Source organism: Lachnospira eligens (assembly GCF_009680455.1).
GTDB lineage: Bacteria > Bacillota > Clostridia > Lachnospirales > Lachnospiraceae > Lachnospira > Lachnospira eligens_A.
Genome location: NZ_WKRD01000001.1, coordinates 329,432 through 343,663, shown reverse-complemented (window position 1 = coordinate 343,663; position 14,232 = coordinate 329,432). Strand labels below are relative to the sequence as shown.

At 38.9% G+C, this 14,232-nt stretch carries 12 protein-coding genes; 10 read left to right on the top strand and 2 right to left on the bottom strand.

Annotated features, from left to right (window positions below):
• Window positions 1-105: 105 nt before the first annotated feature.
• The 7 genes from GKE48_RS14640 to GKE48_RS01655 all read left to right on the top strand — a co-directional run bounded on the left by GKE48_RS14640 (window position 106) and on the right by GKE48_RS01655 (window position 7,528).
• Complete coding sequence (locus GKE48_RS14640) at window positions 106-753, top strand: HD domain-containing protein (RefSeq protein WP_194173939.1); 648 nt, start codon at window positions 106-108, stop codon at window positions 751-753.
• Window positions 750-1,442, top strand: coding sequence for an NUDIX domain-containing protein (locus GKE48_RS01680; protein ID WP_022099203.1), 693 nt, complete (start codon window positions 750-752; stop codon window positions 1,440-1,442). Before GKE48_RS14640 ends, GKE48_RS01680 begins: the two co-directional genes overlap by 4 nt.
• The gene (locus GKE48_RS01675; RefSeq protein WP_154300332.1) at window positions 1,439-2,062 is read left to right on the top strand and encodes a flavin reductase family protein; all 624 of its coding nucleotides are present in this window, start codon (window positions 1,439-1,441) and stop codon (window positions 2,060-2,062) included. Before GKE48_RS01680 ends, GKE48_RS01675 begins: the two co-directional genes overlap by 4 nt.
• Before the next feature lie 103 nt (window positions 2,063-2,165).
• Window positions 2,166-3,698 carry a M23 family metallopeptidase gene (locus tag GKE48_RS01670; protein ID WP_154300331.1) on the top strand — a complete coding sequence of 511 codons (1,533 nt, stop codon included), beginning with the start codon at window positions 2,166-2,168 and terminating at the stop codon, window positions 3,696-3,698.
• A 188-nt stretch (window positions 3,699-3,886) separates the two neighbouring features.
• Window positions 3,887-5,182, top strand: a complete 1,296-nt coding sequence (locus GKE48_RS01665; protein ID WP_012738344.1) for a UDP-N-acetylglucosamine 1-carboxyvinyltransferase — start codon at window positions 3,887-3,889, stop codon at window positions 5,180-5,182.
• A gap of 121 nt (window positions 5,183-5,303) precedes the next feature.
• Window positions 5,304-6,812 carry a sensor histidine kinase gene (locus GKE48_RS01660; RefSeq protein WP_055216285.1) on the top strand — a complete coding sequence of 503 codons (1,509 nt, stop codon included), beginning with the start codon at window positions 5,304-5,306 and terminating at the stop codon, window positions 6,810-6,812.
• Between the two features lie 26 nt (window positions 6,813-6,838).
• Window positions 6,839-7,528 (top strand): response regulator transcription factor, encoded by a 690-nt coding sequence (locus tag GKE48_RS01655; RefSeq protein ID WP_041687857.1) that lies wholly within the window; start codon window positions 6,839-6,841, stop codon window positions 7,526-7,528.
• 421 nt (window positions 7,529-7,949) lie between these two features.
• Here GKE48_RS01655 and GKE48_RS01650 read toward each other — a convergent pair whose 3' ends face one another.
• A complete protein-coding gene (locus GKE48_RS01650) occupies window positions 7,950-8,624 on the bottom strand; it encodes an RluA family pseudouridine synthase (RefSeq protein WP_154300330.1) in 675 nt (224 codons plus the stop codon).
• A 132-nt stretch (window positions 8,625-8,756) separates the two neighbouring features.
• Between GKE48_RS01650 and GKE48_RS01645 the strand changes: the two genes are divergently transcribed.
• The 3 genes from GKE48_RS01645 to GKE48_RS14710 all read left to right on the top strand — a co-directional run bounded on the left by GKE48_RS01645 (window position 8,757) and on the right by GKE48_RS14710 (window position 12,717).
• A complete protein-coding gene (locus GKE48_RS01645; RefSeq protein ID WP_022099208.1) occupies window positions 8,757-9,827 on the top strand; it encodes an AI-2E family transporter in 1,071 nt (356 codons plus the stop codon).
• 93 nt (window positions 9,828-9,920) lie between these two features.
• Window positions 9,921-11,360 (top strand): proline--tRNA ligase, encoded by a 1,440-nt coding sequence (gene proS, locus GKE48_RS01640; protein ID WP_012738349.1) that lies wholly within the window; start codon window positions 9,921-9,923, stop codon window positions 11,358-11,360.
• 370 nt (window positions 11,361-11,730) lie between these two features.
• Window positions 11,731-12,717: an RpnC/YadD family protein gene (locus GKE48_RS14710; protein ID WP_055286940.1), complete on the top strand. Its 987-nt coding sequence runs from the start codon at window positions 11,731-11,733 to the stop codon at window positions 12,715-12,717.
• 80 nt (window positions 12,718-12,797) lie between these two features.
• Here GKE48_RS14710 and GKE48_RS01625 read toward each other — a convergent pair whose 3' ends face one another.
• On the bottom strand, window positions 12,798-14,051 hold the full coding sequence (locus tag GKE48_RS01625) for a CCA tRNA nucleotidyltransferase (RefSeq protein ID WP_055286942.1): 1,254 nt from the start codon (window positions 14,049-14,051) through the stop codon (window positions 12,798-12,800).
• Window positions 14,052-14,232 lie beyond the last annotated feature (181 nt).

The following is a 14,232-nucleotide window of genomic DNA, read 5'->3' as shown; positions in this document are numbered from 1 at the left end:
TTATGCAAATGTACAGGCATTTATGATATAATTCTTTCCGGGTATTTTTAATTTCGTATACACAAGTTTGCGTGCCTGTGTGGGCAGGCAGGAATGGAGAAATATATGTCAGTTAAGATTAATTCTTACAAAGGAAGAAGCATTAGACCGGTATACAAGGTGAGAATTAAGAAGGATGAATATTCTAATGCGATAGACAGGATATGTAATAGATATAAGTTAGGACACATTAAGCAGAATGAGTCTGGCAGGGAATATAAGAACAGGATGAATAAGATGTTTTCAGATGATGTGATACAGAGTATGAAGAAATATTCGCATCATGGACGTACAAGCCTTTTCGGGCACAGCGTACATGTTTCTTATTATAATTATCTTGTGTGCAAGAAATTACATCTTGATGAGAAGGCAGGAGCTAAGGCAGGACTTTTACATGACCTGTTTCTGTACGACTGGCACAAGTATTCGCCTGGGAAGGGTGAGAGACTTCATGGTTTTGAGCATCCTACAAAGGCACTTAAGAATGCAGGAAAGTATTTTGATATAACAGAAAAAGAGGGAGACATGATTGCAAAGCATATGTTTCCATTGACAGTTACACCACCAAAATATAAAGAAACATTTGTTATTGTACTTGTAGATAAATTCTGCAGCTTTAATGAGGTGCTGGATGATTTCATACACAGGAAGTTCTGTGGAGCAAAGGATACAAGAATTAAATGGTTTGGTGCAGGTAAGGGAGAGAAACGATGAAATATTTAAGTGAAGAGCAGAATAAATGTTTTGTGGGAACGGGAGAACTTAATAAAGCTGGTGATAGTCTGGCTGTTTTCCTTGACAAATACGACCCTGATAAATATCAGAATCCATGCAACACTGTGGATACGCTTGTATTTACAAAGGAAGATTCACAGGTTAAGAGGATTCTTCTTATAAAAAGAGGAAATCATCCATGTATTGGATTGTGGGCGTGTCCGGGAGGCTTTGTTGAGTTTAAAGAGAATCTTTATGATGCGGCTTTAAGAGAACTTCAGGAGGAAACTGGTCTGCATGATATTGAAGCAGAACAGCTTAAATCATATGGCGATTATGACCGTGACCCAAGAACAAGGATTATTACAACAGCATTTGTTGCATTGATAGATGAAGGCAGCCAGAAGGCTCAGGCTGGTGATGATGCAAGAGAGGCCGGATGGTTTGATATATCAGATGAACTGGTTAATAAGACAGAGGATAAGTCACTTGTTAAGGAAGAATGGCTGTGCAGGCTGTCCAATGCAGATAAGAATATTAATATCTGTGCAAGAGTGGAAGTTACCTATAGAAAAGGTATCCTTAAGGACCGCACATATAAGGTTGTTAACGGCGATGGGCTGGCAGCAGATCATGCGGCTATTATACTGGAAGGATACCATCATGTTAAGGAGGCACTTAACGCATGAGTGAGAAGATAAAGAAGAACGAGAAAGCTAAGAAGCAGACATGGAGGGCTGGCAATATGCTCTATCCTGTGCCTGCTGTTATGGTAAGCTGCGCAAGAAAAGGGGAGAAGCCTAATATTATCACGGTTGCATGGGCAGGAACTGTATGCTCTGATCCGGCGATGGTTTCAATATCAGTAAGAAAAGAACGCTACAGCCATGACATTATTAAGGAAACAGGGGAATTCGTTATTAATCTTACAACAAGAAAGCTTACAAGAGCCACTGATTATTGTGGAGTAAAATCGGGCAGGGACGTTGACAAATTTGCAGATATGCATCTTACAGCAGCGCCGTCAGTTAAGATTGAAGCTCCGGCAATTGCAGAAAGCCCTGTCAATATCGAATGCAAGGTAAAGCAGGTGTTAGAGCTTGGAAGCCACGATATGTTTATAGCAGAGGTTATGGCTGTAAATGTAGATGAAAGCCTGTTAGACGAGAAGGGAACACTGCATTTGTCAGACGCAGACCTTATCGCATATTCGCATGGAAGATATTATGGACTTGGTGATTTCATAGGTAAGTTCGGATATTCTGTGCAGAAGCCGTCTAAGACAAAATCTTCCAGAAAGAAAAAATAGGGTTTACAAACCAAATATCATATGTTAGTATAAATGTTACGAAATTGTTACAAAGATATTACAAGAAGATGACTATATATTAATATAATATTTGGAGGACATTATGGAACGCTTGTCAAGATATGGCAGACGAATGAGAATAACACTCATTAAGACAATGACGGTTGCCTGTTTTGTATGTATTATTGCTATTCCATTTTTATCAAAGAAATTATTAAAAACGGAAGCTAATTATTACAGTATTACAATTAATGGAATAAAGGTCGGAGCAGCTAACACAGAACAGGAAGTTATTGTTGCACTGGCATCAGCAAGGCAGGAACTTAGTGCACAGTATGAAGAAATTGTGTATATGGATCCTGATATAGAGATTGCCAAAGAGAATAAAGCAGTTGCACAGAGAATGAGTGTGGATGAGTTGTCTGGTGCAATATATAGTTATATGTTTGATAATGTTATGGATGTTGATTTCCATATGAATTATACAGTAAGACTTGGTGATTTTGTTGTAACATTGGAATCAAAGGATGCAGTTGTTTCTTTATTTGAGAAGCTTATTGCCAAATATGATCCTAATAATGCTTTTACAGTATCACTTGATACGGTTGATGCAGCGACAGGTACTTATGGAATAAGTGTGAATGAAAAGGCTACGGAAACTACAGCAGCAGAGATTGTATCCTCTGCAATTAGTGGTACAGCAATTTCACAGGACGGAGAGACAGTAGCTAATGGAGATGGTCTTACTGGAATTGGATTTGATGTTGATGTAGTTGTTGTGGAAGTTCCTACGGATAATGCAACTGTAACATCAGTAAATGACGCTTATGAGAGCATTACTAAAGAACACGAAGAAAAGACAGTATATACAGTTGAAGCTGGTGATACATTATCGGTTATTGCACAGAATAATGGACTTACAATGTCACAGCTTCTTGAGCTTAATTCTAATCTTACAGAGGACAGTGTAATTGCACCGGGGGATTCAATTGTTGTTACAGTTCCTAAATCAGAGATATCTGTTCTTACAACTTATCAGATGACTTATGAAGAAGATTATGAAGCAGAGCCTGATTATGAGGATGACAACACTAATTACAGAGGAACTAATACAGTTATTTCTGAAGGAACCGTTGGTCACAGATCTGTTATAGCAGAAGTTACCTACACTAATGGTAACGAAACAGGCAGAACATATGTTAAGGAGACTATTATTAAAGAATCCGTTCCGAAGACTATTGCAGTCGGAACGCTAACACCTCCAACATATTTAAGACCAATATCAGGAGGAACCTTATCATCCGAATTTGGTTACAGATGGGGAAGTTTCCACAAGGGTGTTGACTGGTATGTTACGCAGGGTACAACAGTTACAGCCGCCGCTGCAGGAACGGTTACCAGAGCCGGATGGTATGGCGATTACGGATATTGTGTTGATATTACACATAGTAATGGCACTATGACAAGATATGGTCACTTAAGTTCAGTGAAAGTAAGCGTTGGTCAGAGTGTTTCTCAGGGACAGGCTATTGCAGCATCAGGTAATACAGGCTATAGTACAGGCCCACATCTTCATTTTGAAATATGGGTTGGAGGAACTGTAGTGAATCCGCTCAATTACGTTAATAAGAATTAATAAGTATTGAATAGGCTGCCCTGTTAAGGACAGCCTTTATTATGTAAATAAATGTATTTTAAATGCATATAATAAAATAAGGGTGAAATTGCCATATTTTTATAAATGTATTTTCAGGGAAAATCTTTACAAATCGAAGTTCTGTGATATACTTTATAAGATGTGACTATTATGTTTAGAGGTGCTATATGGAACAATATGTTGTCAAGGGTGGAGTGCCACTCAGAGGAAAAGTTTCCATTGGTGGTGCGAAGAATGCAGCTTTAGGTATTCTTGCAGCAGCAATTATGACAGATGATACTGTAACAATTGAAAATGTACCTAATGTTAGAGACACAAGAGTTTTACTTCAGGCTATAGAAGGAATTGGTGCTAAGGTTAAGTATGTTTATAACAATTCCGTTCAGATAAATGGTGGTTCAATCTGTGATACCAATGTAGAATATGATTATATAAGAAAAATAAGAGCATCTTACTATCTGTTAGGTGCTTTACTTGGTAAGTACAATGAGGCTCATGTTGCACTCCCAGGAGGATGCAATATCGGAAGCCGTCCAATTGACCAGCATATCAAGGGCTTTAAGGCACTTGGTGCGGATGTTGATATAGATTGTGGAGTTGTACATGCAAAGGCAGAGAAGCTTACAGGAGCTCATGTTTATTTTGATGTTGTAACAGTTGGTGCAACAATTAACCTTATGATGGCTTCATGTATGGCAGAGGGAGACACTATTCTGGAAAATGCGGCTAAGGAACCGCATATAGTTGATGTAGCGAATTTCCTTAATTCTATGGGGGCTAACATTAAAGGTGCAGGAACTGATGTAATCCGTATCAAAGGCGTTAAGAGACTTCACGGATGTACTTATTCTATTATTCCGGATCAGATCGAGGCTGGAACATTTATGATGGCAGCAGCAGCTACACATGGTGATGTTGTTATTCAGGATATTATTCCTAAGCATATGGAATCAATATCTGCAAAGTTAATTGAGATGGGATGCAGGATTGAGGAAGGTGATGACAGCTTAAGAGTTATAGCAGAGGGCTGTACACTTAGGAGTACTAATGTTAAGACTTTGCCATATCCTGGATTTCCAACGGATATGCAGCCACAGATTTCAGTTGTACTTGCACTTGCTGAAGGTTCAAGTATGGTAACTGAGAGCATATTTGAGAACAGATTCAAATATGTAGATGAGCTTGGAAGAATGGGTGCCAAGATTAAGGTTGAGGGTAACACAGCCTATATTGAAGGTGTTAAAAGTTTTTGTGGTGTGCAGCTTAATGCTCCGGATTTAAGAGCTGGTGCGGCACTTGTTATTGCTGCGCTCGCAGCAGATGGAATATCAGAGATTGATGATATTGAGTATATCCAGAGAGGTTATGAGGATTTTGAAGGAAAGATTACTAACCTTGGTGGAATTATTAAAAGAGTTGATTCAGAGAGAGAACTTCAGAAGTTCAGGCTCAAGATAGGTTAATTGCAGGCTGTAGCGGATATTCCGTTACAGCTGTTTTAATTTATATTTAATAAAATTAATACATTTGTAATGTTGCAAATATCCATGTATATGGTAGTATTGAGAGGAAAAGGGGTTAATTATGAAGCTAAAGAATAAGTTGTATATTTCTTTCTGTATTATGGTTATACTTCCTGTGCTACTGAGTGGTCTTGCTCTGGGAGGTCTGTATTGTGTACAGAAGGAAAGCATTGAGAGAACATATAATGTAGATGATGGGGCAATTCTCGTTGGCGTATATTCACCTATAATACTTTTTGGAAAGATTACTGACAGCATATATAAGGATATGAAGACGGAGGTTGATACTTCGCCGGAGCAGTTTACTAATAAGGAATATCTTGATGAATTATCAGGAGAGCTGTCATATAAGATGTCCTGTCTTGTTGTAAGAAGGAATGGAATTATTATATATAATTCAACAGAAGCACCAGACAGCGAAATTGTAAAGATTCTTCCTGATTATTCTGCTGATGAAGAGAATGTTTCTGATGTTGGAACTTACAAGGGTGGAGAGTACCAGAGTCTTATAAAACAGCTTAATTTTAAGGATTCAGAAGATAATTTTTACAGCGTGTCAATTGTTACTTCATTGAAACAGATTCTTCCACAGGTTAAGACATTTATAATGCAGGTTATATTTGTTATAATTATGGTGTTAATTATTACAAGTCTTGGACTTACTCTGTGGATATATAGTTCTATTGTTAAGCCACTTAATAAGCTGAAGCTTGCAACTGATAATATTAAAGAAGGCAATATGGATTTCGAGATGCCAAAGGTATCTAATAATGAAATCGGAGATGTATGCCGGGATTTTGAGGAGATGAGAGTCGTACTTAAGCAGAGTGCGGAGGATAAGATTAAGTCTGATGCCGAGGAAAAGGAGCTTATTAGAAATATTTCACATGACTTAAAGACACCGCTTACGGCTATTAAAGGATATGTGGAAGGATTGCGTGACGGAATTGCCAACACGCCTGAAAAGCAGGCTAAGTATATCCAGACTATTGCTAACAAGGTTAATGATATGGACAAGCTGATTGATGAGCTTACTATATATTCAAGGCTTGATACTAACAGGGTTCCATATACATTTGTCAGATGTAATGTAAGTGACTATTTTGGAGACTGTTGTGAAGAGATAGGCACTGAGCTTGAGGCAAGCCAGATTGAACTGGAATATAATGACCATCTTACTGAGCCGGCATATATGAATGTTGATCCGGAGCAGCTAAAGAGGGTTGTTAATAATATTATAAGTAACTCGGTTAAGTATATGGCTGAGGGACGACAGGGAAAGATTAAGATTGACCTGTACGATGAAGGCGACTACATTCATGCAATATTCTCAGATAACGGTATTGGCATTGCAGCTAAAGATGTTGAGAGAATATTTGAGCGTTTCTATAGAACTGATGAATCAAGAAACAGCAAGCATGGTGGAAGTGGTATAGGCCTTGCAATTGTTAAGAAGATTGTTGAGGACCACAAAGGAAAGATATGGGCAGAGAGTGTAGAGGGCGAAGGCACGACCATGCATCTTAATCTGCTTAAAGCAAAGGATGAAGAGAATCCTGAGAATGCATAATGAAACTACACGAAAGGGGACTGGCTATGAGCAAGATATTAATTGTAGAAGATGAAGAGAGTATTGCAGATATTGAGAAGGATTACCTTGAACTTAACGGATATGAGGTTGAGGTATGTAATGATGGAACAAGTGGTCTTGCGGCTGCACTGCATGAGGATATTGATATGTGTATCCTTGATATTATGCTTCCCGGAACTGATGGTTTCGAGATATGCAAGCAGGTAAGAGAAGTTAAGGATATTCCTATTATCATGGTATCTGCCAAGAAGGAAGATATTGATAAGATAAGAGGACTTGGAGTTGGTGCGGATGATTACATGACCAAGCCATTCAGCCCTAGTGAGCTTGTTGCAAGAGTAAAGGCACATCTTGCAAGATATGACAGACTTGTAAGTAATTCTAAGAACAATAACAATATTATTGAAATCAGAGGAATCAAGATTGATAAGACAGCAAGAAGAGTATTTGTTAATGGTGAGGAGAAGCCTTTTACAACGAAGGAATTCGACCTTCTTACGTTCCTTGCAGAGAATCCTAACCATGTCTTCACTAAGGAAGAACTTTTCAAGGAAATCTGGGATATGGATTCAATCGGTGACATCGCAACTGTAACTGTCCACATCAAGAAAATCAGAGAGAAGATTGAGCTTGATACAAGCAAGCCTCAGTATATTGAGACTATATGGGGTGTGGGATACCGCTTTAAAATGTAAAAGATTAAACTTATAGACTATGTCATATTACATGCTGATTTTGAAAACATACTAATTGACCAATGATATGTAGATTAGTGGGTGTTTATTGCATGTAAACAAATTGAAGTTATGACAAAGACCTACGAAAAGATGTTGATAGATTCTTTTTGTAGGTCTTTTTTCTTGTTTCAAGTAGCTATTTCAGTGGTTTATGCGCTAATTAACCTACGAAATTATAATAAGAAAAGTGTTTCATGGGTTTTTAGCAAGGAGTGAGTGTTAGAATGACACGCAGGAAACCTACTAGGTATGCAAAGAAAACTTGTTGTGTAGGTTATTGGACGCAGGCTGTAAATGGTTGGACTTTATCAGCAAAATATTGGACGGTACGTCCATGAATTACATATAAAAGTCCGAAAGTGAAAAATGCAACGTGTCATCAAAGCAAAAACTCAGGTGCAACACTGTAAGTTTTGTTATCAACAGTAAGTGAAACAGCACACAGCGCAATCTGGTTTCTTTTAAGTGCCACTGCTTTAACGGCGTTATCCATGTCGCAATCAGCAGTGGCATATTTATAATCTCCAACAAGCGGGTTCCTGCGGCTTGCAAACTGTACTCTTATCTGGTGATGTCTGCCGGTAATCAGATGTATTCTTACATGTGTAATGTCTTTAACTTCATCATAAGATATCACTTCATATTCAAGCTTTGAAAGCTTTGCTTCTTTATCATTAGCAGCGGCGTCTGCCGGAACTATGGCTGATGTGTTCGTTCTTCCATCTTTCTTTAAATAATCAACAAAAGTTCCTTTTGGTTCGGATGGTTTTCCACATATTAAAGCTTCATATTGTTTATTAAATCCGCCCTCCTTCTGCATTAGTGTGGAATACTTTGCTGCTGCAGACTTATTCTTTGCAATAAGCACAAGTCCTGAAACCGGTCTGTCAAGGCGGTTGATTATTGCTGCATATGCAGACTTTCCCTGTGAAGCGTTGTAAGTCATAACTTCGCTTACAAGGTCTAAATCAAATCCTTTCGCACCCTGGGATAGCTGTCCGGCTGGTTTATTCACTATAATAATGTCTTTAGTTTCGTGTATTATATTAAGCATGGTTGTGTCCTTTTAATGTTTTTATTAAGAATACATGCGTTTTAATAATTAATCAACAACATTCGGCGAATAAATGTCCTAGCCATGCACACACTAATTAAACGATAAGTATTAGCAGGTGCGAGGTGGCATATGGGTGAAAATGTGTGGGATTTCAGGAAGCGGCTGACGCTTCTTTTGGCGAGTGCCGTTATTATTGCGGTGGTTTTCTTTATATTTAAAGTACTATTCTATTATGTGTGGCCTTTCTTGCTTGCATTTTGTTTTGCGGTGCTGCTTCAGAAGCCGATAGTGGGGCTGGCGAAACTTTTAAGGGAGAAAAAGATGCTTGCTGCGAGTATAGTTGTAACAATGGTAACGCTTATTATTCTTTCAGTGCTGTTGTATGTCGGTTATATGGCGTTTCGCGAACTTAAAGATTTCATAGCCAATTTTGATGAGAATATTAACAGCCTTGATGGGCAGTTTAAGCTTGTATGCTGTCGTATTGATGGCTGGATTAAGTTAAAAGAAGGCTGCAGTTACGCATTTTTTGAAAAATGTAAAGGGATAATTATAGATGGAGACGGACAGCAGATGTTCTTTACAATTATGAGAAAACATTCTGTTCCGGTTATAACATGGTGCGTTATGGCGGTTGCCGGACTTGTGGTGTGCTTTATTGGAACGATATATGCGGCGGCTGGAATTGAGAAGTACAGAAGCTGGCGGGAGAACACTATATTTAAGGACGAAGTCGGGGCGGTGCATGTGGGGCTTCGCAATTTGATAAATGTATATTTCAGGGTGCAGCTTATTATAATGTCGATAAATATTGTGGTGTGTTCAACAGCATTTTTAATGATAGGCAATCCATATGCGATTCTTCTTGGTGTGCTGACTGGTATTATTGACGCACTTCCGATATTTGGTACGGGAACGGTACTGATACCGTGGGCTGTGGGAAGCCTGCTTTTCGGACATGTGAAAAATGCGGTGATTCTTGTGGTGTTGTATATTGTCACATATTTTGTGAGGGAGATTATGGAGTCAAAATGTATGGGTGACAGAATGGGAATTGCGCCATTTACAATGCTTGCGGTTATATATATCGGGATACTTGTGTATGGGGTTGTAGGATTTATTCTTGGACCAATATCATATTGTATAATAAAAGCACTTGTTCTTTACTTGAAAAGCATTTTAGAACATGATAAACTCTAGTGGTGCCGTCAATGGCAGGCGGACAATGCGAAGCAGCATTCGCATCAGGCTCCGTATGAAACGGGGCTGTAATGTCATAGAAAGAGGTTTATTATGGCAGAAGATAAGAAATTAGTAGAAGCGATTACATCCATGAAAGAGGATTTCGCTCAGTGGTACACAGATGTGTGTAAGAAGGCAGAGCTTATGTCTTACTCAAGCGTCAAGGGATGCATGATTTTTAAGCCGGCTGGATATGCAATCTGGGAGAATATTAAGAATGAGATGGACAGAAGATTCAAGGAAACAGGTGTTGAGAATGTTTATCTTCCAATGTTCATTCCAGAGAGCCTTCTTGAGGTTGAGAAGGATCATGTAGAAGGATTTGCACCAGAAGTTGCATGGGTAACTTATGGCGGACTTAATCCACTTCAGGAAAGAATGTGTGTAAGACCTACATCAGAGACACTTTTCTGTGATTTCTATAAAGATGAGATACAGTCATACAGAGATTTACCAAAGGTATATAACCAGTGGTGTTCAGTTGTAAGATGGGAAAAGGAGACAAGACCATTCCTTCGTTCAAGAGAGTTCTTATGGCAGGAAGGCCATACAGCACATGCTACAGCAGAAGAGGCTGAGGCACGTACACAGCAGATGCTTAACCTTTACGCTGACTTCTGTGAGGAAGTTCTTGCAATTCCTGTAATTAAGGGACGTAAGACTGATAAGGAGAAGTTTGCAGGAGCAGAGGCTACTTATACTATCGAGGCGCTTATGCATGATGGCAAGGCTCTCCAGTCAGGTACAAGCCATAACTTTGGTGATGGATTTGCCAAAGCATTTGGTATCCAGTACACAGACAAGGATAATAAGTTAAAATATGTTCACCAGACTTCATGGGGAACAACAACAAGACTTATTGGTGCTGTTATTATGACTCACGGTGATGATTCAGGACTTGTGCTTCCACCTAAGGTTGCACCTGTTCAGGTTGATGTTATTCCTATTATGCAGAAGAAGGCAGGCGTTCTTGACAAGGCTTATGAAGTTGGACAGGCTCTTAAGGCAGCAGGGCTTCGTGTTAAGGTTGATGATTCAGATAAGAATCCTGGCTGGAAGTTCTCTGAGCAGGAGATGCGTGGTATCCCTGTAAGAGTTGAGATGGGACCAAGAGATATCGAGGCTAATCAGGCTGTTATTGTTCGTCGTGATACAAGAGAGAAGATTACTGTATCTATCGATGAGCTTGCAGACAGAATTCCAGAAATTCTTGATACTATCCAGAAGGATATGCTTGAGAGAGCAAGAGCTCACAGAGAAGCTCATACATATACAGCTCTTAATTATGATGAATTCAAGGATACAGCAGCTAATAAGGCTGGATTCATCAAGGCTATGTGGTGTGGAGACCAGGCTTGTGAGGACAAGATTAAGGAAGATACTACATGTACATCAAGATGTATGCCATTTGCACAGGAGAAGTTAAGTGATGTGTGCGTATGCTGTGGTAAGCCGGCTAAGGCTATGGTTTACTGGGGTAAGGCATATTAATCATAATTATTTATAGGATTTTTGAGAATGGAGTCCCTTTCGGCAGTATTGCCGGAGGGGGCTTTTTTATAATCTGGAGGGGATTTTACATTTATACATATTCTTGATAAAATATATATTGACATATAATTGAAAATATGATAACAATATATTAAAAGAAATGTTTCTTATATCTGACGCAATTGACATGATTTTATCTAATCAGGCAGTTGCTTATCAAAGCTGGATAGTCATTCAGCAATAACCCATTAACACATAATTGAATAATGCAGGCTTGTTTTAGATATCTGTAGATGCTAATATATTTATATAGACAATATTAGTATATGTGCGTGGATATCTGCCTGCAAAAGAGACGGGGAGGATGTCTATGGCAGAGAAGAAAGACAATGTAACATCTAAATTTAAGGACAATGTATTCTGTATGCTGTACAGGGATAAGAAGAATCTTTTAGAACTGTATAATGCACTTAACAATTCAGCTTACACGAATGTGGATGATTTGCAGGTGACTACATTAAACGGCGGTTCATATATGAAGTATAAGAATGATGCTTCATTTTTACTATGTATGAGCCTGTATATGTTTGAGCAGCAGTCGAGTAAGAATCCTAATATGCCGTTAAGATTTTTGCACTATGTGTCTGATGTATTCAGGGAGCTGTTCAGTAATTCCATGCTTCACAGGAGAAGTATGATTAAGATTCCTGTTCCGCATTTTGTGACATTCTACAATGGTCTGGAAAAATGGGTTGAAGATGAGGATGAAATCAGGCTGTCAGATATGTACGAGATTCCGACAGACAATCCGGAGCTGGAGCTTAAGGTGCGTGTTATCAACATTAACGAAGATGTACATATCCTTAATAAGTGCAAAACGCTGCGTGATTACATGACATTTGTTAATAAGGTGAGGTTCAAGATGGGTGTTGAAGGTGACAATGTCAGAATTGCAGTAACAGAGGCAATGAACGAATGCATAGATGAGGATATACTTGTCGATTTCTTCGAACAGCACAGGGAGGAGGTCGTCGAAGTGAGTATATATGATTATGATGAGGAAGAAGTCAGAAGAGTGTTGGCTGAGGAGTATGCGCAGGAAGTTGCACAGGGAATGGCGCAGGAAATAGTAGAGAAAGCTGCTAAGGAGGCTTCTGAAAAAGCATTTGCGGAGGGCGAACAATCTATGATGATTAATCAGATTATAAAAAAGGTAAAGAAATCAAAAACTCTGGAGACAATAGCCTCAGAACTTGAGGAAGAAGTGGCAGATATCAAGCCGATATATGATGTAGTGATTGCGGCTGCACCTGATTACAACATTGATATAATTAAAAATAAACTCGCAATTAATTAAAAGAATCCCTCACCAAAGCCGATGTAATTGATATGTATCCAGAATAGAAGGCAGCCGGTGAGGGTTATTTTATGATTATATTATTTGATATGTTCAATCATTGCAATAAGAGTAGCTTTATCATTGAGCTTAGGGTTCTCTATAACGATATCAAGCAGGGATTTCAGTGTTTCACCGATTTCGTGTCCCTGAAGGCCATATTCAATAAGGTCATTTCCTGATATGTCGAGGGCTTTTATTGTAAAGCAGTCACCTCGTGCAAGAATATCTGTTACAAGACGCTTTAATGTGAGAAGATGCTTTACCTTCGCCGGATTACTTATTCCTGTGATGTCTTCAGATGCCTGGATTACAGCCATCATAAGCTCATGCCACAGAGGCAGGAAATCTCTGCCATACTTATTAAGGGCAGTACGAACAGCCGGCTCAGTTTCTTCTATATCCATCTTTGATAATTCAACAAGCTTTGATACTGTGTTAACTGTCTTGTTATCCAGCTTAAGTGCACGGAGAGTCTTAGCTGCTTCATCAGGTGTAGAAGTTATGAAAAGTGCAGCGTAGCGTAAGTATATATTATCAGGTGTGTGTTGTAATGTTGCAAGTATTTTGCGCTTGTAGCGGCTCTTTAGAGCATTGTCAATTACCGGGAGTATTGGGGCAAAAAGTCCTGCTTCTGAATATTGCGCAACATAATCGGGATGTGCAGACATAAGCGTTTTGCCAAGCTCTACATGCACACGCTCCATGCTTATTTTGCTGATTGAAGGGGAAAGCTTTTTAATTGCATTCCATGTTGCTTCATCAATGGTAAAGCCAAGCTGTGCAGAAAATCTTATGGCACGCATCATTCGCAGAGCGTCCTCTGTAAATCTTAATTCTGGTTCACCAACGCAGCGTATTATTTTTGTATCCAAATCATCAAGACCCTTAAATTCATCAACAAATCCATCAGTGTCGTTGTATGCCATGGCATTTATCGTAAAATCACGGCGGCACAGGTCATCAACAAGCCTGTCTGAAAATTCTACAGACTTCGGATGCCTGCCATCCTCGTATTCGCCATCAATTCTGTAGGTTGTAACTTCGTATCCGGTTTTATCTATCATTATAGTGACGGTTCCGTGGGCGATTCCAGTATCAACAGTTCTTTTAAAGAAAGTTTTTATCTGTGATGGAACAGCAGAAGTGGTTATATCCCAGTCATCTGGGTTTCGTCCAAGGATACTGTCTCTTATGCATCCGCCAACGGCATATGCTTTGAAGCCGTGTTCTTCAATTGTATGTATAATGTTCCTGACAGCTTCCGGCATGTCAATATGAAAGTTTTCAGGCATGATTTCCCCCTATAATAATATTTATTATAAATGTGAAAAAAGCTCACATCTATCTATTATAAGAAAAAATTACATTTTCATCAAGATTATGATTTTCTTAATTCGTCGTATCATTAAATCCAAGGAATATAGCAGCCATAAATGTCATAAGATAAGGCAGACGCAGGCGTATGAGCAAAGG

Coding starts and splice junctions, on each gene's coding strand:
- GKE48_RS01645 (WP_022099208.1), top strand. CDS start 8,757: ATGGGTGAAAATGTGTGGGATTTCAGGAAGCGGCTGACGCTTCTTTTG.
- GKE48_RS01660 (WP_055216285.1), top strand. CDS start 5,304: ATGAAGCTAAAGAATAAGTTGTATATTTCTTTCTGTATTATGGTTATA.
- GKE48_RS01650 (WP_154300330.1), bottom strand. CDS start 8,624: ATGCTTAATATAATACACGAAACTAAAGACATTATTATAGTGAATAAA.
- GKE48_RS01625 (WP_055286942.1), bottom strand. CDS start 14,051: ATGCCTGAAAACTTTCATATTGACATGCCGGAAGCTGTCAGGAACATT.
- GKE48_RS01680 (WP_022099203.1), top strand. CDS start 750: ATGAAATATTTAAGTGAAGAGCAGAATAAATGTTTTGTGGGAACGGGA.
- GKE48_RS14710 (WP_055286940.1), top strand. CDS start 11,731: ATGGCAGAGAAGAAAGACAATGTAACATCTAAATTTAAGGACAATGTA.
- GKE48_RS01670 (WP_154300331.1), top strand. CDS start 2,166: ATGGAACGCTTGTCAAGATATGGCAGACGAATGAGAATAACACTCATT.
- proS (WP_012738349.1), top strand. CDS start 9,921: ATGGCAGAAGATAAGAAATTAGTAGAAGCGATTACATCCATGAAAGAG.
- GKE48_RS01655 (WP_041687857.1), top strand. CDS start 6,839: ATGAGCAAGATATTAATTGTAGAAGATGAAGAGAGTATTGCAGATATT.
- GKE48_RS01675 (WP_154300332.1), top strand. CDS start 1,439: ATGAGTGAGAAGATAAAGAAGAACGAGAAAGCTAAGAAGCAGACATGG.
- GKE48_RS01665 (WP_012738344.1), top strand. CDS start 3,887: ATGGAACAATATGTTGTCAAGGGTGGAGTGCCACTCAGAGGAAAAGTT.
- GKE48_RS14640 (WP_194173939.1), top strand. CDS start 106: ATGTCAGTTAAGATTAATTCTTACAAAGGAAGAAGCATTAGACCGGTA.